This window comes from Nitrobacter vulgaris (assembly GCF_002028545.1).
In the GTDB taxonomy this organism is placed as follows: Bacteria; Pseudomonadota; Alphaproteobacteria; order Rhizobiales; family Xanthobacteraceae; genus Nitrobacter; species Nitrobacter vulgaris.
Genome location: NZ_MWPQ01000010.1, coordinates 92,007 through 114,007, shown reverse-complemented (window position 1 = coordinate 114,007; position 22,001 = coordinate 92,007). Strand labels below are relative to the sequence as shown.

Sequence of the window (22,001 nt, the reverse complement as noted above, 5' to 3'; positions counted from 1 at the left end):
GCAGCTGCCGTTCTGCATCAGCTTCGCCAGGGTTTGAGGGATTGGATTTCCCACTGACCGCCGCGGGCTCTGCACGCCGCCCCCTGCAACCAACTTTCGGACTTTCCGTTAACGTAACTCGCCAAAAAATCACGGCAAGTGCGCCCCTCGGCGCTATAGGCCTGTGCCAGCGGCGTTACCGAGCCCCGCGCGCCGGTCGAGGGGTTTTCCCATGGCTGGCTCGCATCCTTATTCCCTTTAGTCAGCACGTCGGAGGCGGCTGTGCGCGCGAAAGCAAGATCGGTGTCCGTCGGACGCGCATGGGAGAGCGCTGCGATCGATCCGGTAGCCTCGTCGTCTCCCATCTGCGCGAACGCCGCTTGATTCCGTGCCATACTGCAGCCTCCGGTCGTAGCCCCAATCATGATCGCCGCCACGATGGCGGCGAAGGGTCCGATCGCGGATAGGCCAACGCGCAGACGTGCCCTATACAGGTTTGCCCTGTATAAGGACCGCAACGGACTTTCGACGATAGACCGGCGCAACCTGTGGACCCCGTATGAACGACACCACGGACATCAAGAACACAAGCCAGTTAACGTCCGGTGATTTCACGGAAGCCCAGGATCCTTTTGCCCTCTTCGCGGCGTGGCTCGCGGAAGCCGTCGCGTCAGAACCAAACGACCCCGATGCCATGGCGCTCGCTACCACAGACGCCGACGGCCTGCCTGATGTGCGCATGGTGCTGATGAAGGGCTTCGATGCCGGGGGCTTTGTGTTCTACAGCCACATCGCCAGCGCCAAGGGCCGCGAACTCGCCGCAAATCCCAAAGCGGCATTGTTGTTTCACTGGAAGTCGCTACGCCGGCAGGTCCGTGTGCGCGGGCCCGTGACGCCCGTCACCGATGCGGAGGCCGATGCCTATTTCGCCACGCGTCCGAAGCAGGCGCAGATCGGCGCCTGGGTCAGCAAGCAGTCGCAGCCGCTGGAAAGCCGTTTCGCGTTCGAGCAGGCGATCGCGAAGGAAGCCGCAAAATACATCATCGGCGGTGTGCCGCGACCGCCGGGCTGGAGCGGCTGGCGGATCGCACCGACGCAATTCGAATTCTGGCACGACCGCCCATTCCGGCTGCACGACCGCATCGAATTCCGCCGCACGGCGCCTGATGCTCCGTGGACCAAGACAAGGCTGTACCCATGACCCCCGACAAAGCAAATCCTCGAACCGAGATGGCGACGGCGGTCGACCCCAACGCGCCGCGCCGCACATTGCTGCTGACCGGCGCGAGCCGCGGCATCGGCCACGCGACCGTAATCCGGTTTTCCAGCGCGGGATGGCGGGTCATCACCTGCTCGCGGCATCCGTTTCCGGAACAGTGCCCCTGGGATGCCGGCCCCGAAGACCACATTCAGGTCGACCTGTCCGACCCCGAAAACACGATGCAGGCCATCCAGGAGATCCGATCGCGGCTCGAAGGCGGTAAGCTGCATGCGCTGGTCAACAATGCCGCGATCTCGCCGAAGGGCGAGGGCGGCGCGCGGCTTGGCTCACTGAACACCGACATGGAGACCTGGGAGAAGGTATTCCGTGTCAACTTCATGGCGCCGATCATGCTGGCGCGCGGACTGATCGGCGAACTGAAGGCTGCGAAAGGCTCTGTTGTGAACGTCACATCGATCGCCGGCTCGCGCGTGCATCCGTTCGCGGGCGCGGCCTATTCAACTTCAAAAGCGGCGCTGGCCTCACTGACCCGCGAGATGGCGGCGGACTTCGGCCGCCTCGGCGTACGCGTTAATGCAATCGCGCCGGGCGAGATCGACACTTCGATCCTGTCGCCTGGAACCGAGAAGATCGTCCAGCGCCAGATTCCGCTGCGTCGCCTCGGCACCCCGGACGAAGTCTCAAAAATCGTCTACGTGCTCTGCACGGAGACGAGTTCATATGTCAACGGCGCGGAGATCCACATCAACGGCGGCCAACACGTATAGACCGGACGCGGACAAGCACCATTGGCACGTATCATTTCCGGAATCGCAGTCGCCGTCGGACTCCATAGCTCCCGCCATGGAAATCCGAGCTCACGTGAAATCGCGTATCCGGGATGAGGACGCTAAGTTCAATCCGCGCAAGACCTTCGTGATGGCGCGCGCGCTATCGGCGCAGCGAGACCCGCGCTGGAACAATCGTCGTCATTCTCACCCTCGAGCAACGCTGCACCGCAATGCCGGCATGTGCGTATGGGAGCGACCGCAGCATTGTCCGCACTGAATCTGCGCAACCGTTGATAGCTGCGAAAATCGAGGATGTTGCGATCCCTTGTTACGACTTTCTCAACCATTGTAACTCCCGCGATGTCATGCACGGGTTATGGCAGCAATTTTTCTTGGAAAGCGTTCAGGCGAACATTCAAATTTTACGGGGAAAATTGTGGCAAGCCCTGTCGCAAGGCCGGTGCTCGAGAGTTGGTCCTACAACCACTTCTTCCATTTAAAGATCATGTAGGGCAGCACCGCAGCAATCACCATCATGGTGAGCGCGAACGGATAGCCGTGCGACCAGTTCAACTCAGGTATTATCTTGAAATTCATGCCGTAGATCGAAGCGATCAGCGTCGGCGGCATCAGCACCACAGCCATTACCGAAAACAGTTTAATGATATTGTTCTGCTCGAGATTAACAACTCCAAGCATCGCATCGAGCACGAAGGTGGTCTTGTTCGACAGATAAGAGGCGTGATCGGAAAGCGAGGCGACATCACGTTGCATCGTCTTGAGCTGAGCGAGCATGTCCTTAGACCATTTGATGCTGTTGGATTCGGTCGCGACGAAGGTGACGAGACGGCCTATCGAGACCAGGCTCTCGCGAACTTTCGAGGTGAGATCGCCCTTGCGGCCGATTACGATCAGGATTTCGGAATAGCGTTTGGCACGGCCAGTGCGCGCGGATTCGTTCGGCTCGAAAATGTCGTGGCTGACTTGATCGATGTCGGCGCCGGCGCGCTCCAGAATGTCGGCGCAGCGATCGATCACGGCATCGAGCAATTCGAGCAACACCCCCTCGCCGGTCAAACCCTGTGCAGCCGCGCGCGCAAGCTTGTTCTCCACCAGAGCGAACGGTTTTAGCGCGTCGTAGCGCACGGTGACGAGACGATGGCCGGACAGGATGAACGTGACGGGGGTGATGCGGGGGCGGTCGGTTTCGCTGCCGCACATCAGACTGGCCGTCATGTAGCGCGCGCCGTTCTCGACATAGAGGCGGCTGGAAATCTCGATCTCCTGCATATCCTCCCGGGTTGGCACCGCAACCCCCGCGAGCCCCTCCACGGCGCGGTCCTCGCTCGGCGTCGGGTTCTCGAGATCGATCCACACGGCGCTGTCGGGCAGCGCGGCGGGATCGACCGGACCGGTCTTTCGCAGCGCCATGCCATCTGGCGCGAAGATCGAGAGCATGGCCCCTCCGAAGATAACGGCACCGACTCAAGGTGTGGACACGAACAATCTGAAGTGACGCTGGTGGATTGAATTTGGCATTCGCCAGCCACTTTGTAGCGAACCCGGCAAACGAACTTGAAAGTCTAGTAGAACGTCTAGTGGCCGATTGATCCCGACCTTTGCAAGGGCTTCCCCCGCAACGGAATGCAAATATTGGAATCGGAACCAATCGCAGCATTGAAAAGCAGGCAAGGCACCGCCGCTGCAGCGGATGCAGTTATTCCGATGCGCTGGGAACCAGCAATTACACGCTTCTTGCTACCGTCTTGAGATACTGCGCCGCTGATTTGCGGATCGGCATTTGCGGCAAAAATACCACAGGCGCGAGTTTGCATAGCGACAGAGGCTTCTAAGTGCTGGAATTCGAGGGAATTCCGACAATAATGAGTTTAGAAGATTCTTGGCTTCTGGGGTGCAAGTCGCCAGGATTTCAGTGGGCATTTGGAAAACAACGATGTCGTCTCTTCGGATTAAACTTGGGATTCTGGCTGCGGGCCTGATGCTGTCGGGCTGCATGCAGGCCACGCATTACGAGGCCACGAACGCCAACAACTTCAAGCCGCGCGACAAGGAGTTGCTGTCCAAGGTCTCCTACACGAGAACGCCGGTGGCTGCGCCGTTCCGCCGCGCGATCGTCGATTATCACCGTAAGGAAGCGCCGGGCTCGATCATGGTCGATTCCGACAACCACTACCTCTATTACGTGCTCGATAACGGCAAGGCGATCCGCTACGGCGTCACCGTCGGTGAGGAAGCGCTGGCGTTCTCCGGCGTGGCGAGGGTCGGCAACATGCGTGAGTGGCCGGACTGGATTCCGACCGCCGACATTCACAAGCGCATCGAGGGACTGCCGTCGCGCGTGGCGGGTGGGCCGGATAACCCCCTCGGCGCGCGAGCTCTGTATCTTTATCAGGGCAATAAGGATACGTTGTTCCGGATCCACGGAACCAACCAGCCGGAATATATCGGTGCCTCGATTTCCTCAGGCTGCATTCGCATGACCAATGAGGACGCCATCGATCTTTATGATCGCGTCAAGGTGGGAACGGTGGTGGTTGTGCTTGAGCCGAAACACGGCGCGAAGATGGCCTCGTGGAATGGCGGCGGCAACTTTAACTGATCGACCGATTTCTCAATCTGCAAAGCGCCGGTTCTCCGGCGCTTTTTTATTGCCGTCTGTTTCCCCCGGCGTGTCGGGCCGTACCAGCGTTTGATGGAATCAAAACCGATTTCCAGCTTTGTATTGGGAACGCTTCTTCATGCGAACCGGTGCGCATCTCGGGGCAAACTCGCGAATATGCTTCGCCTATAGCCGTCAATCAGTCGAATAGCGGTCGGAGGAATGGCGGAAGATTGCTGCGGAGCCTCCGTTTGCGTTTCACAGAGTCAGCGGCTGAGCGTCGCGTTGGCGGTTTTGAAGTCGACGGCGTCGGCCACTTTGCAACCTTACCCGCAGCGTCGGCGGCCGTAGGCCGCTTCTGGGGTTGAGGCACCATCTCCGCCGAGATAGCCGCTACAGATCCAGCTCGCGGGGCAGCGCGAGATACCGCGCGGCGCTCTGGTACCGCTTCAAACGCCTTGCCTTTTTCTTCCGCCATTTCACGCTGCGGCGCTTCCGCCGGGCGTTCGGTGGGCAGCAACGGCGCGACCGCCGGCACAGGGTCGTAGATTTCCCAGTGACAGATCCGGTAGCCGTTGCGGCGCTGAATCAGGTCGAGGTGAATATGGTTCTCATGATAGCCATCCGATCCAGGCCCCAGCACCGTGGTGAAGCGCGCGCAAACCGAGCCCAGCACCTTTTCGCGCAGATCCCGCTCCACCGCCCGATCCGCCAAATCGATCGTCCGTCCGTTTGCGAGCTTGAGGGCACCCACGTCGAGCGCATTGGCGCGCCCGTGTTCGGACAGCTTTGCTCCGGCGACCCGGTTGCGCCCTCGGCATTCAAACGAGTCGAGATTGTCGAGTTCGCTGACCCGGCTGCCGAGTCCCTCGGCCAGCGGCGCCATGTCGCTGCGAATCCAGTCCGCAATCGCGGACGCCATTTTGCAACGGAGGGTGGCGGCAGGCTTGACCGCTGCCCGGCCACCGTCGGGCAGCACCACGGCTTCAAGCCGGACCAGATCGTCACCGCCGCACTCGCCCGGCCCCGCAATCGCAGGAATGCTCGGGGCGATAGCGACCGAATCGGTCAACGCCAGGCGGCAGGAAGAAGGCTCCGGCGCAATCTCGGGCGTCGCGGGGCGATCCTCCTCCATCTGCGTGCTACCCTTGCCATCGGGAGCCAGCGCAGCGGCCGGACGAGGCTGTGGCAACGGCGTCCTGCTCCCAGCCAATGCCGTTGCCGGCATTAAAAGGGCTGCGAACGCTACCATGGCCCATGGGTCGCGGGCTAAAGCACCGCACAGCAGTTGGCCGCCTGAAATCCCCACGCCAGACTTCGTCATGGCAAATCCCCGCCAGGAGAACGATAAAGAGAGCGAGGATCAACAGGAAGGCTCGAATGCTCGGCTTGATGCAAGACTGGCCTCTGCTGTGTCATCGGATCATCGATCACGCGGCGAAGGTTCATAGCGGGCGCGAGGTGGTCACGCGATCGGTCGAAGGTCCGATTCATCGGACCAACTACGCCGAAATTCGCGGCCGCGCGCTGAAACTGGCGCAGCGACTCGATCGCCAAGGCATCAAGCTGGGAGACCGCGTCGCTACCATCGCCTGGAACACCTGGCGTCATCTCGAGGCTTGGTATGGCATCATGGGCATCGGCGCGGTCTGCCATACCGTAAACCCTCGCCTGTTTCCGGATCAGATCGCCTGGATCATCAACCACGCGGAAGATCGCATCGTGATGACCGATATCACCTTCATCCCGATTCTGGAGAAGATCGCCGACAGGCTGCCAAGCGTGGAACGCTACATCGTCCTCACCGATAAGGTGCATATGCCGCAGACCGCGCTGAAAAATGCGGTCCCATACGAAGACTGGATCGCGGAAGCCGACGGCGACTTCACCTGGAAAACCTTTGACGAGAACACCGCAGCCGCGATGTGCTACACGTCGGGAACCACGGGCAATCCGAAAGGCGTGGTGTACTCGCATCGGTCCAATGTGTTGCATTCGATGATTGTCAACAGCGCTGACGCGCTGGGTGCGGCATCGAAGGATACAATGCTGCCGATGGTCCCGCTGTTCCATGCCAATAGTTGGGGAATAGCGTTCTCTGCGCCATCCATGGGCACAAAGCTCGTGATGCCCGGCGCCAAACTCGACGGCGCATCGGTTTACGAACTGCTGTCGAGCGAGAAGGTCACCTTCACAGCGGGCGTCCCTACCGTGTGGCTGATGCTGCTGCAGCATATGGAAACAAACAACCTCAGGCTGCCGGACCTCAAGGTGGTGATCTGCGGCGGCTCGGCGGCGCCGCGCTCGGTGATCAAGGCTTTCGACGACATGGGCATCGAGGTTCGCCACTCCTGGGGCATGACGGAGATGTCGTCGCGCGGCACTGCCGGCGCGTTGCAAGGCAAGTTCAGCCACCTCAAGGGAGACGCCAAGCTCGATCGGCTGCAGATGCAGGGATACGCGCCCTTCATGGTCGAAATGAAGATCACCGACGACGCCGGCAACGAACTGCCGTGGGATGGCACGACCCCCGGCCGGCTCAAGGTGCGAGGCCCCGCGATCTCCGGCGCCTACTACCGCGTCAATGACAACATCCTCGACGGGGAGGGCTTCTTCGATACCGGCGACGTTGCCACCCTCGACGAGTACGGCTACGTCCGGATCACGGACCGATCAAAGGACGTGATCAAATCGGGGGGCGAATGGATCTCGTCGATCGATCTGGAAAATCTCGCCGTTGAACATCCCAAGGTAGCGGAAGCCGCCGTAATCGGCATACACCATCCCAAATGGGGCGAACGCCCGCTATTAATTCTCCAAGTCAGGAAAGGCGAGAGCGCGACGCGCGAAGAGATTCTCGGTTTCATGGATGGCAAGATCGCCAAGTGGTGGATGCCCGACGACGTCGCATTCGTCGACAGCATTCCCCACACCGCCACCGGAAAGATTCTGAAAACGGCGCTGCGCGAACAGTTCAGGGGATACAGCTTTCCTAACGCCGCGGCGTGACATTTCGGCGCTGAACCAACGAATGCCTGGGCCGTGAGGCCAAGCATTTTCATGCAACGAAGTGAGGCATCGCGATGGTTCAACCCTGTTTGTCGTAAGAGAATTGAATACCGGCCGTTCCACCCGTCTCGATGAACAAATTTATGAAGGCCGGAACGGTCTCAGCACGCTTCCAGTCGCGTTGCAGTTCGCAGAAGAGCTGCGGCACGCTGCTGAGCTTTGCGCCGGCCTGTTCGATGCGACGCAGGGCCGCCTCATGAGCCGCGACCGACGTCCCGCCGACGGCATCGACGAGCACGTACACCTCGTAACCCTCCTTAAGCGCATCAAGCGCCGGAAAGGTCAGGCAGGCCTCGGTCCACAGCGCCGTCATGATAAGCTTCTTGCGGCCGGTCGCCTCGACCGCCTTGCGGAATTCGACGTCTTCCCACGAATTGATCGTGGTGCGATCATAGGTCGGATATTTGTCGAGCGCCTTGCGGATCGTGGGGATTGGCGGCTTATTGAGTCCGGTCTTCACGTTCACGGTCGAATGGATAATCGGCAGTCCGTAGACGACCGCCGCTTTCGCCGCACCGGTAATGTTGTTGACGAGGATCTGCCGATCCATCGATGCAATGGAGTTCACCTGCACCGGTTGATAGTCGATGATGATGAACGTGGAATTTTGCGGTGTCAGAAGATCATCCTTTGCGGGATCACGGATTGCTTCGCTGACCACGGGTCATTTCCTTTTATTGAAGGGCTCGCTGACATTGACGCGGGTGCATCGACGGCGGGACGAGCGCACCGCCGCTGAATGTTGAAGGATGAGACGCGATCCGGCTAGCCGAATCGCGTCTCTCTCAACCGCCGTCAGCCGCCGGCCGCGACCGGCTCCAGAGTACCGAAGCGGCCGCTCTGGAAATCGATCATAGCCTGGCGGATTTCGCCTTCCGTGTTCATGACGAACGGACCGCGCATCACCACCGGCTCGTCGATCGGCTCGCCGGAGAGGATCAGTACTGAAGCCTCACCATTTGCCTCGATAGTCATCTCTCCGCCGTTGCGGTCGAGCAATGCGAACTGCGCCTCGCGGGCGATCTCGCTACCGTTGACAAGCACCGTGCCCTTTAGCACCACCACCGCGACGGTGTGCCCTTCCGCCGGCTTGAACGTGGCAACGCCGTTGCGGTTGAGCTTCACGTCGTAGATGTCGATCGGCGTAAAGGTCTTCGCCGGCCCTTTTCGGCCGTCGAACCCACCGGCGATCACCCGCAGCTTGCCGGCGTCATCCGGTAAATCCACCGCCGGAATGTCGGCGTCGAGCAAGGTCTGGTATCCGGGATCGGCGTTCTTCGCCTTGGCCGGCAGGTTGACCCAGAGCTGCACCATCTCCAGCGTGCCACCCTTCTTGGTGAAGGCGCGGGAGTGGAACTCCTCATGCAGGATGCCTGAGGCTGCCGTCATCCACTGCACGTCGCCCGGCCCGATCAAACCGCCGTTGCCGGTGGAATCGCGGTGTTCGACCTCACCCTGATAAACAATGGTGACGGTCTCGAAACCGCGATGCGGGTGCACGCCCACACCGCGCGGCTGCTCCACCGGGGTAAAGTCGGCCGGCCCGGCATAGTCGAGCAGCAGGAACGGGCTGACATGGTCGCCGTGGCTGGCGTGCGAGAATAGCGAGCGAACCGGAAAACCGTCGCCCACCCAATGCTGCCGGGGACCGCTAAAGACACCAAGTACCTTTCGCATGATGAACCTCCGTGACGCGGCCTAGTTCGACCGCTGTTGCAACGAAGGATATAGGTGGGACAAATACCCCGGTAGCTGGCAATATCACCCATCACTGTCCTATTAATGAGACGATGATGCAGGATCTCAACGATCTGTATTTCTTCGTTCAGGTGGTCGATCATGGCGGTTTTGCCGCCGCCGCCCGCGCGCTGGGGATGCCGCGTTCGCGATTGAGCCGCCGCATCGCAATGCTGGAGGACAGGCTCGGGGTGCGGTTGATCCAGCGTTCGACCCGGCGCTTCAGCGTCACCGAGATCGGGCAGGACTACTATCGGCATTGCGTCGCTATGCTGGTGGAAGCCGATGCGGCGCAGGAACTGATCGAGCGCTCGCGCAGCAAACCGCAAGGTATCGTTCGCGTGAGTTGTCCGCCGCCGCTTCTGTATTTCCAGGTCGGCGAGATGATCGCCCGCTTCATGGCCGAGTGTCCGGACGTTGCGGTGCATCTCGAAAGCACGCCGCGCCGTGTCGACTTGATCGCCGATGGTATCGACATCGCGCTACGCGTGCGTTTTCCGCCACTCGAAAACAACGATCTGGTGATGCGGGTATTGGCCGAGAGCACGCAGCGGCTGGTGGCGGCGCCGATACTGTTAAAGGGACTGAGCCACCCGCTTGTTCCCGCCGATCTTCCCAAACTTCCAAGCATCGGCTGGGGACCGCCTCACCAGCATCATGAATGGTGCCTCGACGGCCCTGACGAAGCCACTGCGCTGATCCCCTACACACCACGCCTCATCACCGAGGACATGGTGGCACTGCGTTTCGCGGCCCTGCGCGGCATCGGCGTCGGACAATTTCCGGCCATGGTAGTAGAAGCCGACCTCGACAATGGCACGCTGGTCGACGTGCTGCCGCAATGGCGTCCGCGCGCCGGCATCGTCCATGCGGTGTTCTCGTCGCGACGCGGATTGTTGCCCTCGGTACGGGCGCTGCTGGACTTTCTGGCCGCAGAGTTCGCCACTTTGACGGAAGCGAACAGCAGCGTTTCTTCAAGGAAGCAAATAAGGTAGGTGATCCACGCAACCCGTCCCCGCCGAAACCGGACGCTCCGATGGCCCGCAGGTTTTCCGCACGCTATCAATCCGAACCGTTCTCCGCGCTGGCTACCTGGGCGCGGCGACTTGCGGTGTTCTCAGCGGTCGCGACGCTGGTGTCCATTGTAGCCGTAAGGTTCGGTATCCTCGAGAGCAAGCCCGCGCTCGCGACCTTGTTAGGCGCTCTGGCCTGCGCCGGGCTGTCGATCCTGGTGGCGTTCGCAGGCCTTGTAGCGCTATGGCGGAATGGCTCACGCGGCATAGGCCGTATCCTGACAGCGCTGCTACTGAACGTGCTCATTCTCGCCTATCCGGCATACCTCGCCGTGAAATATCGCAACCTGCCGCCGATCCACGATATCACCACCGATCCGATCAACCCGCCTCACTTCGACGCGCTGGCGCGGCTGCGCGGTACCGACGGCGCCAACTCCGCAGTCTACACCGGTCTTTATTCTGCCGAACAGCAGCGCGTGGCCTATCCCGCGATCGAGCCGGTGGAGCTGGATCTGACGGCCCAGCATGCCTTCGATATCGTCCGGCGGCTCGTCGCGCGGCGCAAATGGCTGGTGATCGATGAACGCCCGCCGCAGCTGCCGCGGCAGCCCGGCCATATCGAGGCCGTGGCGAAAACGCCAGTCATGGGGTTCCGCGAAGACGTGGTGATCCGCATCATGCCGACCGAGGACGGGTCGCGCGTCGATATCCGCTCCTCGTCGCGTTATTTCGAGCACGATCTCGGCAGCAACGCCGCGCGTGTTAGCAGTCTGATCGACGACATCAACACCGCTGCCGAAAACATTGTCGAGAAACCGGTGAAGGAGCCGCCCGTGCCGGTCAAGCCTCCCGGAAAGGGAGCGGTCAAGCGATAAGGCTCACGCCAGCCGGTAGCGTCCACCGATGACGGGATCACCATTCGTGAGCACAAGGCCCCGCGCCACCAGATCTTCCAGATGCGCCAGCACCGAATAGCCGGCGGCGCCGGACAGCCTGGAATCAAGGCCGATATAGATGGCGCGGACCAGGGTCGGAATATCGGCCTCGCCTTTCGCCAGCCGATGCAGGATCGAGGCTTCGCGCGCCCGGCGATGCCGCGCCAGATGCCGCACGAAACGTGGCCCATCCCGAATCTCGGGGCCATGACCGGAGAAATACAGTTGCTCGTCGCGCTGCGAGAGCTTCTCGAGCGAGGCCATATAGTCGATCATCGACCCGTCCGGCGGCGCGACGATCGAGGTGGACCAGCCCATGACATGGTCACCAACGAAAAGGATTCCGCGTTCCTTCCATGCAAACGCCATATGGTTCGCGGTATGTCCGGGCGCGCTCACCGCTTCCAGCGCCCATTCATCGCTGGTCGCGGCGTCGCCATCACGAAGCCTAACGTCGGGACTAAAGTCGCGATCGGCGCCGAACTCCGGATTGTGTTTTTCGTTTTCAAACCGTGGCCGCGAAGCACGATGCGGTCCCTCCGCATAAACTGCCGCGCCGGTAGCCGCCCTGACGCGCGCGGCATTCGATGAATGATCCTTGTGGGTGTGGGTGACGAAGATGTGCGTCACAGTCTCGCCTCTCACCGCGTCGAGCAACGCTTTCGCATGAGCCTCACTATCCGGTCCGGGATCGATGATCGCAACCTTGCCGCGGCCGACGATGTAGCTCACCGTTCCTGTGAAGGTGAAAGGACTCGGATTATTGCAAAGCAAGCGACGGACCCCGGGCACGACTTCCTCGGCGACGCCCGGCTTCAGCGGAAAGTCACGGTTGAAGGGAATGTCTTCGGTGTCGGACATGAACTAACCCAAGCCGTCATTGTCGGATTAGAGCCTTTCCCCTGATGGCATCAGAAGCGAAGCTCTAGATTGTTGTTTTAACGCGTTTCTTCACGCGAACCCACTTCGCTCCGAAAGCGCCATGAATCCGGCAATCCAACCTTCTTCAAAGATGGATACCCGGGCCACCTGCGCGGAGACGCGCTTCGCGCTTCTGCCCGGGCATGAGGGCTTCGAGTTGCGCGACGATACGCCTCTAAGAAAACGCCGGGATTCCGGTGATGGCGCGGCCAAGGACCAGCGCATGGACGTCGTGGGTGCCTTCATAAGTATTGACGGTTTCAAGGTTGGCGGCGTGACGCATCACGTGATATTCGATCTGAACTCCGTTGGCGCCGTGCATATCGCGCGCCATCCGCGCGATATCGAGCGCCTTGCCGCAATTGTTGCGTTTGACGATGGAGATCATCTCCGGCGCCATCTTGCCCTCGTCCATCAAACGGCCGACGCGCAGGCTGCCCTGAAGCCCGAGCGCGATGTCAGTCTGCATATCCGCGAGCTTCTTCTGCACCAATTGCGTAGCCGCCAGCGGACGGCCGAACTGCTTTCGCTCGAGCACGTATGTTCGCGCGCGATCCATACAGTCTTCCGCCGCGCCCATAACGCCCCATGATATGCCGTAGCGCGCGCGGTTCAGGCAGCCGAACGGACCTTTCAGTCCGGACACGTTCGGCAACAGGTTCTCTTCCGGCACGACCACGCCATCCATCACGATCTCGCCGGTAGCCGACGCCCGCAAACTGAGCTTGCCGTCGATCTTCGGGGCGGATAGGCCCTTCGCGCCCTTTTCGAGCACGAAGCCGCGGACTTGGTTGTCGTGCGCCGACGACTTGGCCCAAACAACGAACACATCCGCGATCGGTGCGTTGGAAATCCACGTCTTCGAACCAGTCAGCCGATAGCCGTCCGACACTTTCTCGGCGCGGGTTTTCATGCCGCCGGGATCGGAACCGGCATCCGGTTCGGTCAGACCGAAACAACCGACCCATTCGCCGGTCGCAAGCTTCGGCAAATATCTTTTGCGCTGATTCTCGTCGCCATAAGCATAGATCGGATACATCACCAATGATGACTGCACCGAGTTCATCGAGCGGTAACCCGAGTCCACACGCTCGATCTCCCGCGCGACGAGGCCATAGGCGACGTAGCTGGCATTGGCACAACCATACTCTTGCGGAAGTGTGATACCGTTCAGGCCAAGCTCGCCCATCTCATTGAAGATCTCGCGATCGGTCTTCTCCTCCTGATAGGCCCTGACGATACGCGGCTGCAGCTTGTCCTGCGCATAGGCGCGCGCGGTGTCGCGGATCATGCGTTCGTCTTCGGTCAGCTGATCGTCCAGCCTGAACGGATCGTCCCACTGGAAACTGACCGGCACGGGTTTGTCCTTGCCTTGCGGACGAACACTCATGACAATCCTTTCACGTCGTTCCGGATACCGCTGCCGGCAAAGCCGCGATCATGAGTATATCCTAATTCGACGCTGCAACCACAGTCAGCTTTCCAGATGCTCGTTCGAAACGATCTCGATGCCGAAACCGGAGAGCCCCTTGTAGTCGTAGGCCGACGAGGTCAGATGCCGGATCGACGTCACGCCGAGATCGCGCAGAATCTGCGCGCCGACGCCGACCTCTCGCCACTGTCTGTTGCGATCAGCTTCCGCTGACCTGTCTTCAGGAAGCGGCGCCACCGGCACCCCCGCGGCACCGTCTCGCAGATAGACCAGCACGCCGCGGCCGGCCTTCCTGAAGTGTTCGAGCACGGCCTCCATGCGTTTCGGCCCGGCGAAAATGTCGCGTACAATATTGGATTTGTGGAAACGGGTCAGGACGTTCTGGCCGTCGCCGACACCGTTATAGACAAACGCGACATGGGCTATCGTATCGAACGGCGAGCGGTAAGCGTAGCCTTGCAGCAGCCCGATCGGGCTGTCGATCGCAAATTCCGAAACCCGCTCAATCAGTTTCTCTCGCGCCTGACGATACGCGATGATATCGGCGATGGTCACATGCCTGAGCCCGTTCGCAGCAGCAAACTGCGCCACCTGCTCGCCTTTCATCACCGTGCCGTCGTCGTTCATCAGTTCGCTGATGACCCCGACCGGGGGCAGGCCCGCCAACTTGCAAAGATCGACCGCCGCCTCGGTATGGCCGGCGCGCAGCAGGACGCCGCCGTTGCGTGCGATCAGAGGGAAGACGTGGCCGGGCCGGGCAAAGTCGCTGGCACCGGCGTTCGGATTGGCAAGCGCCCGGCAACAGGAGGCACGCGCCTCGGCCGAAATGCCGGTGCCGCCGTCCGGCTTGTAATCAATCGAGACGGTAAAAGCCGTTGTATGATTGGACTCGTTATGCGCGACCATCGGATCAAGCCGCAGCCGTTGCGCATCCTCCGTGGTGATCGGCGCGCAAACGATGCCGGACGTGTGCCGTATAACAAACGCCATTTTCTCCGCGGTGCAGAGCGAGGCTGCGACGATCAGATCACCCTCCCCCTCACGGTCCTCATCGTCAGTGACGACGACGATTTCGCCATTGGCAAAAGCCTGGAGGACTTCCGGTATCCGATGGGGCATGGTCTGCGCGTTCCCGTTTGACGGAAGTTCGTATGACGCAGAGCGGGCGGCGGTGCAACCGACGGCGTCCGGAAAAGCGGTCACACGATCATGCCATCATATATGATCCGGCATGGTGAGTTCGGTACCGGATCAACTACGGCAGTACCTCCCGACGCCCTTCCAGAATCGCGTCGGTCTCGGCGCGCTTGTCGGCCAACAACCCGTTTTCGGCGGCTTCAATCGCCGCAAACAACTCTTGCGCGTCGGTCAGCCGAGTCACCGTCACGTAGTCCGCGCCGGCGGCATATTGATCCTCGACGTCCGACAACCGGTCCGCCGTCGAGATGATCTTTGCGGTCGGGTTCAGCGAACGAACGTGGCGGACAAGCTTTTCATTATTGGCACCCTTGAGCAGCGAATCCGGCACGCTCAGAATGATGATCTCGGCGCTGCCGACCCCGGCATGGACGAGCGTATCCACGTTGCTGATGTCACCATAAGTGACATGCAGGCCGCGAGCCGAGAGGGTACTGAACACCACCGGATTAAAGTCGACCACTCCGATCTGGTCCAGCATCGACTCGTCCCGGCATTCGATCTCGCTCAGCAGTGCGCTGGCGGCACGGAAGAATCCGAGAATGACAATGCGTCGCGGCTCACCGTGTCCTGCGCCATGCCCACCCTCCCCCGCCTGGAGGCGGTCGAGATCGCGAAGGCCGATCCGTTTCAGGAACATGATGCCGTACCGAGAGAGCTGGTCGCTTCGACCGATAGCGAACGTACTCAACACCGCCAGCACCACGAACGCGAACGACGCTGCGCTCGCGGTCTCGCTTTGGATATGTCCCGCAATCAGCCCGGTTTGAATTACGACAAGCGAGAACTCGCTGATCTGCGCCAGATTGATGGCCGGCAGAAGGCTGGCTCGCAATCCCTGCTTCATCAGATACAGTGGCAGGAAAGTCGTGCTGAGACGACTTACCACGGTAAAGGCCGCGATCACCAGCGCGAGCCCAATCACGGATCCGTTCGGAATCGGAATAGTCATGCCCAGCGCGACGAAGAACAGCGTGATGAAGAAATCGCGCAACGTCGTCACCTTTGCGGTGACGTCGAGCGCGTAGGGAAAAGTTGAGAGCGAGACCCCGGCCACCAGCGAGCCCATCTCGCGCGACAGATGCAATTGTTCAGCGATTTCGCCGATCAGAAAGCACCACGCGAGCGCGCCGAGCAGCACCAGCTCGGGGCGGCGTGCGATCTGATGAAACAGGTAAGGCAGTACATAGCGGCTGAGGATCAGCGCAGTCGCGACTAACGTGCCGGCCCGTGCGATCGACAGCAGCACGATGGTAATGTGAAGATCGTCGAGACTAGGCTGGACCGCCAGGAACAGGATCGCGAAGACATCCTGAAGCACCAGCACACCAAGCGTGATACGGCCCGGCAGTGTGTCGAGCTCGTGTTTTTCATAGAGCACTTTGACGATGATGACTGTACTCGAGAGCGCGCATGCGACACAGAGATAAAGCGCATCGAACCCACCGACATCGATGGGCAGACCGATTGCCATGAAAAACAATACGCCCAGAATGCAGCCGCCGAGGAGCTGTCCGCCGCCGGCGATCAGGATCACCGGCCCGGCGCGCATGATCTTCTTCAGATCGATTTCCAGGCCGATCATGAAAAGCATGAAGATCAGGCCGAGTTCGGAAATGGTCCGGATCGACTCCTGCGATTTGACCCATTCCATCCCGAATGGACCAATGAAGAATCCGGCCAGCAGATAAGCCAGAATCAACGGTTGCCGGGAAAAATGAGCGGCCAACCCAAGACCCCAGGCAAACAGGATGCAAAGCGTGATGTCGCCAATAAGTTCGTGCATTCCCCTCAGCCGGTCATATATTTCAAACGCTCAAGCAAGATGCGCGGGTGCCGCCGACTTCGTCGATGCCCGAGGCGCGCTCGCCCCTCGCGCAATCCGGAGGAGACTTTGCCGACATCCGCTTGCCCGCTCGCAACTCGGCATCAGATCAGCTTTTCGTTTTACAACGGGGAACGCTTGATCGCTTGATCCGGGATATATGTGAAAGAGAGTGGTAGCGAGGGAGGGACTCGAACCCCCGACCCCAGGATTATGATTCCCGTGCTCTAACCAGCTGAGCTACCTCGCCGCAGTGTCCATCAACGATGCCGTGAACGCGCGGCATATAAAAAGCCGCTCGAGGGCCTGTCAAGCAAAGCCGCAACAAGCGCCCCGACTTATCGATGAATGGTGCTTATTTGGGCCGCACGGTCGGATCGCCGCCAGGGCTGCCGGGCGGGGGAATCACCGGCGTATTGCCGCCTTCCGGGGTCGGCGCGCGGATTTCCGGATCGACCCCCGCAGGCGGACATAGCACGCCATCGGATTTCGCAAGCTTCTCGCCCAGTGGCTGCTTTTGCTCGCCCGCCGCCGTTCCGTTCTGCGCGGGTATATTGTGAGGGGAGCAAGTGGGGGAATTGGGAGACGGAGGCGGCGTTGCCGTCGTGCCGGGCGGGGAAGCCGCCGTCGGTGGCGCCTGCGCAGCAGCAATATCGGCGAACGCAAAAAGGGCAACCAACAGGGAGGCGATCTTCATTCGCATGAAACGGCAACGAATGGCCGCAGCGGATGTTCCGCGGTACGATCAGGATTTTCGATAGCGGATCAGCGAAAAATGTCCCATCGGCCGCATCGGGCGACGCTCGAAGAGCGTCACGCCGCCATGCTTGGCAGCCCAGTTAACGAGACGCGCCCACGGGAACTCGGGGCGCCAGCCGAGCCGCCGGGCCAAGGGCGAAAAGCCCAGTTCGAACAAGCGGCGCGGCCCGCGCTCCGCGCCAATATGGTTGACCAGAATCAGTTCGCCGCCCGGCTTCAGCACCCGGACAAAATCATCGAGCGTCGCTTCGGGGTCGGGCACCGCCGTGATGACAAACTGCGCCACCACCGCGTCAAAAAACGAATCGGAAAAAGCGAGGTTCTTGGCGTCCATCACCGCCAGCGTTTCGACGTTGGTGAGGTTAAGAGACCGCACCCGCTGCTGCGCCTTGCGCAGCATCGGTTCAGAAAGGTCCACGCCATACAGTTTCGTCGTGGATGCATAATCCGACAGCGACAGTCCGGTGCCGACGCCGACATCAAGGATACGTCCACCGATTGCGTTGGCAATTTCGATCGTGGATTGACGGCCAGGATCGAACACCTTGCCGAACACCAGATCATAAACCGGTGCCCAGAGGCCATAGGCCCTGGCAACGCCCGCGCGGTCGATGTCGTTGCCCATGCTTCCCGCGCGTCCCGGACTCTACCCGCGCAATTCGGCGGCAAAGGGTTGCGCTGGCGCACTGTTCTGCGCGGCGGCTTCGTTTGCACGCTGCGCCATGGCCCGTGCGATGAATCCCCCGCCGAGCACACGCGCCTGCCCTTCCGGCCCGTCGTAGAACACACAGGCCTGACCAGGCGACACGCCCTCCTCGCCGGCCACGAGTTCGACCTCATAGCAGCCGTCAACAACGCGCAGCCACGCCGGCTGAGGTTTACGAGTCGAGCGCACCCGCACGAAGAGTTCAAGTCCACCACCGATGGCGCGGTCGAGCGCGCCATCGCCGATCCAGTTGACATCGCGCAGCACGATGCGATGCATTTTCAGCGCTTCGCGCGGTCCCACCACCACGCGCCGGTTCGCTGCATCAAGACTCAGGACGTAAAGCGGCGCGCCGGAGGCGATGCCAAGACCGCGGCGCTGTCCCACCGTGAAATGCACGATACCCTCGTGATGACCGATGACGTGCCCGCCGAGATCGACGATATCGCCGGGCTCCATCGCGTTCGGCTTCAACTGACTGATGATATCGGTGTAGCGACCGGTCGGCACGAAACAGATATCCTGGCTGTCATGCTTGTCGGCAACCGATAGACCAAAACGCCGCGCCAATTCGCGGGTCTGCGACTTTGTCATATCACCCAGCGGAAAACGTAGAAAATCGAGCTGCTCCCTCGTGGTGGCGAACAGGAAATAGCTTTGGTCGCGGTCCGCGTCCGCCGCGCAGAGCAGCGCGCGCGATCCACCGGGCAAACGGCGCGAGGCAACGTAATGGCCTGTCGCCAATGCCGCAGCGCCAAGCTCGCGCGCAGTCGTCAACAGATCACGGAATTTGACTAAGCGGTTGCACTCGATGCAAGGCACCGGCGTCTCGCCCGACGCATAGCTGTCAGCAAAATTCTCGATCACGGTTTCGCGGAAGCGGCTCTCATAGTCCAGCACGTAATGCGGAACGCCGAGGCGCTCCGCAACGTTTCGCGCGTCATGAATGTCCTGACCGGCGCAGCAGGCGCCCTTGCGATGGGTCGCAGCGCCATGATCGTAAAGCTGCAGGGTTATTCCGACGACATCGTATCCCTCGGACTTCAACAGCGCGGCCGTCACAGACGAGTCGACGCCGCCCGACATGGCGACCACGACCCGGGTGTCCTGAGGACGGCCTTCCAAATCCAGACTGTTGAGCATTGATCCCGTCAATTCATGAGACCGTGCAAGATCACATCCGCCTTGCGAATCGGAAACTTTCTCGGTGTTCACGGGCGGAATTCCGCCCGTTGAAGCAAACCAAAAGACCAGCCTTTAATATAGTCCGTATTCCTGCGAGGCAATCACGGCCGGACGACGACAGCAGACGGCAAATCTTGCCGCCGGGCAGAAAAGAGCGACCCGAATCGGCGGGTTCAGCCGCCAACCCGTTCTATAACTCATTGGCTATCATCATCATTTTCTCACCCGGACGATGGCCCGGTCCTTGCTGCTTGCCTCAACGTCTCTATCCTCAAGAGGTTGCCTGTGCTTAGCGTAACGACGGAAGCCGCCCCCAATGTGTCTTTCCAAAGCGCGCAGCCGAGTTCTCAGCGCGCCGACCGGTCGTCCGAAGATGCTTTCGGAACTCTGGTCGATGCCAGCGCGCAAGGCTCACATACCGCGGTCGCGCAGTCGTCGAATTCGCGCGATCCGTTCAATATACGTCCCAATATTCCCCATCCGGACCGCGTCAAGCCGGAATCGGGCGACTCTCGGGCAAAGTCCGCCCGGCCACCACAGGCCGATTCGGGGGAGGCCGACAGGAATATTTGGCAATCCGCCCCCGGCGCAAAGGTATCGAGCGGCGCACACCGCCACGAGACCCAACACGATGATCCCGAAATCGCGTCGACCGGAAACGCTTCTGACACCATGCAGGCGTTTTCGGACACGACCGTCCCCGGCGCCTCACCGGATCCGGTCGCAACGCCGCCAGCCGCAGCCATCCCGGTTACGGTGCCTGTCGCGGGAGCCCCCGCTGAATTAGCCACCCAACCGGTTCGCAGCGCCGCGGAACTACCGTTGGCGCAGCAAACCAGCGCAATGACGACATCGCCTGCGAATGCGGGTTTCAATCCGGCCCTCGCAACCGATACAGCGGCGGTCACAGCTGCCATCCTTCAAGAGCCAATCCTTCAAGAGACACCGAACACTGAACAGGTTGCGCAGACAGCCGCGATGCAGACCGGGAGTGCCTTAGCGGCGGCAGTGGCCAAGACAGCATCTGGCGCCACGAAGGCGACCGTAAGGACGCTCGACAATGCGCCGTCGGGCAGAACAGCAGCATCGATCTCCACGGGGATCCAGCCCGGACCGGAAGCGTCGGACTTAACAACGCCGTCGGCAGCCAGCGGCAATCCCTCGTCGCCCGAGGCCAAGCTCCCCGATCACAAGCATGATGCCGCCGCCACCGCCGGTACGAAGACCGCCGCATCCGATACCGGAACGCCCGAAACGCAACCGGGAGCAGCAATGCCGCAGCATCCCGCCCAGGCGGCCGACGCCGCCGCCGTCGCTCCGCAGCCGCAAGCCGGTCAGGTCGAAGGTCAGAGCATCAATAACGCCATTGCGCAGCCGCCGATCCAATCCAACACTGCAACCCCGGCGACGCCACAGTACAATGTCGCGGTGGTTACCGGCGCGGCCGTGCCACTGAACGGGCTTGCGGTCCAGATCGCAGTCACGGCCCTTAGCGGCAAGAGTCGCTTCGAAATCCGGCTCGACCCCGCCGATCTTGGCCGCATTGATGTTCGTCTCGATGTCGATCACCAGGGCCGCGTTACGTCGCATCTAACGGTCGAGAAGCCGGAAACGCTTGCAATGCTGCGGCAAGATGCGCCGCAGCTCCAGCGCGCGCTACAAGATGCCGGCCTGAAGACCGGCGATGGCGGTCTCCAATTCAGCCTGCGGGATCAATCCTCCCAGGAACAAAACGCGCGTGATGGCACCGGCGGCCGTCACAACCAGCGTCTGATCGTGACGGAGGAGGATATCCCGGTAGCAGCGGCCGGACGAAATTATGGCCGGGTTTTCGAATCGAATCGCGGTCTCGACATCAGGGTTTAAGGAGACGGAAAATGACGACGTCAGTGGGTTCTGCGGTTCAGCAGGTGGTATCGGGCACGACGGCGCTGCCTGCCTCCTCTCAGGGTTCGCCAGCAACATCCAACAACGCTACGTTGGCCGGCAATTTCCAAACCTTTCTCACGCTGCTGACCACGCAATTGCAGAACCAGAATCCGCTCGATCCGCTGGATACCAACCAGTTCACCCAACAACTCGTCCAGTTCGCGGGCGTCGAGCAGCAATTGAGAACCAACGACCAGCTTTCGAACCTCGTCTCCATGCAGCAGACCACGCAGGCAACGCAGGCTCTGGACTTCGTCGGCAAGAACGCCGTGGTTGACGGCAGCACCGCCACCATGACCAACAATGCGGCGACGTGGCAACTCGGTATTCCGACGGCCTCCACCCTCACCGTCAACATCGCAAACAGCACTGGCCAGAATGTCTTCTCCGGCTCTTACGGCGTCAATGGCGGCGACAATCAGGTCTTCTCCTGGAATGGCCTCGGTAATGACGGCACTCAATGGCCAGACGGTAAATACACGCTGACCGCAACGGCTGCCGATGCGTCCGGTAATCCGGTCGCAGTCTCGACGCAGATTCAGGGGCAGGTCAATTCTGTCGATCTGACCCAGTCACCCCCTTTGCTATCGATCGGCGGCCAGACCTACACCATCAGCCAGATCAAGCGCATCCTGAACTGACGGCGGTTGGCCGATAGCAGGAACTCTTCCGCCATACTTGGCGATCCAACACTCGGCC

Annotated in this window: 21 protein-coding genes and 1 tRNA gene; 9 read left to right on the top strand and 13 right to left on the bottom strand. The window is 60.9% G+C overall.

Going from position 1 to position 22,001, the window contains the following annotated elements:
• Window positions 1-17: 17 nt before the first annotated feature.
• Complete coding sequence (locus B2M20_RS03845; RefSeq protein WP_244553408.1) at window positions 18-497, bottom strand: RT0821/Lpp0805 family surface protein; 480 nt, start codon at window positions 495-497, stop codon at window positions 18-20.
• A gap of 41 nt (window positions 498-538) precedes the next feature.
• Here B2M20_RS03845 and pdxH point away from each other — a divergent pair, with 41 nt between their 5' ends.
• The 3 genes from pdxH (at window position 539) to B2M20_RS19405 (ending at window position 2,248) form a co-directional block, all read left to right on the top strand.
• Window positions 539-1,180 carry a pyridoxamine 5'-phosphate oxidase gene (gene pdxH, locus B2M20_RS03840; RefSeq protein ID WP_079445761.1) on the top strand — a complete coding sequence of 214 codons (642 nt, stop codon included), beginning with the start codon at window positions 539-541 and terminating at the stop codon, window positions 1,178-1,180.
• Window positions 1,177-1,968, top strand: coding sequence for an SDR family NAD(P)-dependent oxidoreductase (locus B2M20_RS03835; RefSeq protein WP_079445760.1), 792 nt, complete (start codon window positions 1,177-1,179; stop codon window positions 1,966-1,968). The genes pdxH and B2M20_RS03835 overlap by 4 nt, the downstream gene beginning before the upstream one ends.
• Window positions 1,969-2,062: 94 nt before the next feature.
• Window positions 2,063-2,248, top strand: coding sequence for a hypothetical protein (locus B2M20_RS19405; RefSeq protein WP_158081494.1), 186 nt, complete (start codon window positions 2,063-2,065; stop codon window positions 2,246-2,248).
• A 200-nt stretch (window positions 2,249-2,448) separates the two neighbouring features.
• Here B2M20_RS19405 and B2M20_RS03825 read toward each other — a convergent pair whose 3' ends face one another.
• A complete protein-coding gene (locus tag B2M20_RS03825; protein WP_079445759.1) occupies window positions 2,449-3,429 on the bottom strand; it encodes a magnesium transporter CorA family protein in 981 nt (326 codons plus the stop codon).
• A 496-nt stretch (window positions 3,430-3,925) separates the two neighbouring features.
• On the opposite strand from B2M20_RS03825, the gene B2M20_RS03820 reads away from it, so the two are divergent.
• Window positions 3,926-4,591, top strand: coding sequence for a L,D-transpeptidase (locus B2M20_RS03820; protein ID WP_079445758.1), 666 nt, complete (start codon window positions 3,926-3,928; stop codon window positions 4,589-4,591).
• Between the two features lie 199 nt (window positions 4,592-4,790).
• On the opposite strand, the gene B2M20_RS03815 is transcribed toward B2M20_RS03820, so the two are convergent.
• Complete coding sequence (locus B2M20_RS03815) at window positions 4,791-5,843, bottom strand: extensin family protein (protein ID WP_079445757.1); 1,053 nt, start codon at window positions 5,841-5,843, stop codon at window positions 4,791-4,793.
• Window positions 5,844-5,971: 128 nt separating this feature from the next.
• Here B2M20_RS03815 and B2M20_RS03810 point away from each other — a divergent pair, with 128 nt between their 5' ends.
• Window positions 5,972-7,600: a fatty-acid--CoA ligase gene (locus B2M20_RS03810; RefSeq protein ID WP_079445756.1), complete on the top strand. Its 1,629-nt coding sequence runs from the start codon at window positions 5,972-5,974 to the stop codon at window positions 7,598-7,600.
• Window positions 7,601-7,679: 79 nt separating this feature from the next.
• Here B2M20_RS03810 and B2M20_RS03805 read toward each other — a convergent pair whose 3' ends face one another.
• Window positions 7,680-8,321, bottom strand: coding sequence for a hydrolase (locus B2M20_RS03805; RefSeq protein ID WP_079445755.1), 642 nt, complete (start codon window positions 8,319-8,321; stop codon window positions 7,680-7,682).
• Between the two features lie 134 nt (window positions 8,322-8,455).
• A complete protein-coding gene (locus B2M20_RS03800) occupies window positions 8,456-9,337 on the bottom strand; it encodes a pirin family protein (RefSeq protein WP_079445754.1) in 882 nt (293 codons plus the stop codon).
• A gap of 116 nt (window positions 9,338-9,453) precedes the next feature.
• On the opposite strand from B2M20_RS03800, the gene B2M20_RS03795 reads away from it, so the two are divergent.
• Both B2M20_RS03795 and B2M20_RS03790 read left to right on the top strand, forming a co-directional pair.
• Window positions 9,454-10,392: a LysR family transcriptional regulator gene (locus B2M20_RS03795; RefSeq protein ID WP_079445792.1), complete on the top strand. Its 939-nt coding sequence runs from the start codon at window positions 9,454-9,456 to the stop codon at window positions 10,390-10,392.
• A gap of 41 nt (window positions 10,393-10,433) precedes the next feature.
• Entirely contained in the window at window positions 10,434-11,288 is an 855-nt protein-coding gene (locus B2M20_RS03790; protein ID WP_079445753.1) for a DUF1499 domain-containing protein, read from the top strand.
• Between the two features lie 3 nt (window positions 11,289-11,291).
• Here the strand turns inward: B2M20_RS03790 and B2M20_RS03785 are convergent, their stop codons facing one another.
• The 8 genes from B2M20_RS03785 to mnmA all read right to left on the bottom strand — a co-directional run bounded on the left by B2M20_RS03785 (window position 11,292) and on the right by mnmA (window position 19,331).
• Window positions 11,292-12,209: an MBL fold metallo-hydrolase gene (locus tag B2M20_RS03785; RefSeq protein ID WP_079445752.1), complete on the bottom strand. Its 918-nt coding sequence runs from the start codon at window positions 12,207-12,209 to the stop codon at window positions 11,292-11,294.
• 235 nt (window positions 12,210-12,444) lie between these two features.
• Entirely contained in the window at window positions 12,445-13,659 is a 1,215-nt protein-coding gene (locus B2M20_RS03780; protein ID WP_079445751.1) for an acyl-CoA dehydrogenase, read from the bottom strand.
• A gap of 84 nt (window positions 13,660-13,743) precedes the next feature.
• Window positions 13,744-14,820, bottom strand: a complete 1,077-nt coding sequence (ribB, locus tag B2M20_RS03775; RefSeq protein ID WP_079445791.1) for a 3,4-dihydroxy-2-butanone-4-phosphate synthase — start codon at window positions 14,818-14,820, stop codon at window positions 13,744-13,746.
• A 136-nt stretch (window positions 14,821-14,956) separates the two neighbouring features.
• Window positions 14,957-16,684, bottom strand: coding sequence for a cation:proton antiporter (locus tag B2M20_RS03770; protein ID WP_079445750.1), 1,728 nt, complete (start codon window positions 16,682-16,684; stop codon window positions 14,957-14,959).
• 212 nt (window positions 16,685-16,896) lie between these two features.
• A tRNA-Met gene (locus B2M20_RS03765) sits at window positions 16,897-16,973 on the bottom strand.
• 105 nt (window positions 16,974-17,078) lie between these two features.
• Window positions 17,079-17,420 carry a hypothetical protein gene (locus tag B2M20_RS03760; RefSeq protein ID WP_079445749.1) on the bottom strand — a complete coding sequence of 114 codons (342 nt, stop codon included), beginning with the start codon at window positions 17,418-17,420 and terminating at the stop codon, window positions 17,079-17,081.
• 48 nt (window positions 17,421-17,468) lie between these two features.
• Window positions 17,469-18,107 (bottom strand): class I SAM-dependent methyltransferase, encoded by a 639-nt coding sequence (locus B2M20_RS03755; RefSeq protein ID WP_079445748.1) that lies wholly within the window; start codon window positions 18,105-18,107, stop codon window positions 17,469-17,471.
• 21 nt (window positions 18,108-18,128) lie between these two features.
• Complete coding sequence (mnmA, locus tag B2M20_RS03750) at window positions 18,129-19,331, bottom strand: tRNA 2-thiouridine(34) synthase MnmA (RefSeq protein WP_079445747.1); 1,203 nt, start codon at window positions 19,329-19,331, stop codon at window positions 18,129-18,131.
• A 327-nt stretch (window positions 19,332-19,658) separates the two neighbouring features.
• On the opposite strand from mnmA, the gene B2M20_RS03745 reads away from it, so the two are divergent.
• Window positions 19,659-21,239, top strand: a complete 1,581-nt coding sequence (locus B2M20_RS03745; RefSeq protein WP_079445746.1) for a flagellar hook-length control protein FliK — start codon at window positions 19,659-19,661, stop codon at window positions 21,237-21,239.
• Between the two features lie 11 nt (window positions 21,240-21,250).
• Complete coding sequence (locus B2M20_RS03740) at window positions 21,251-21,943, top strand: flagellar hook assembly protein FlgD (protein WP_079445745.1); 693 nt, start codon at window positions 21,251-21,253, stop codon at window positions 21,941-21,943.
• Window positions 21,944-22,001: the final 58 nt, after the last annotated feature.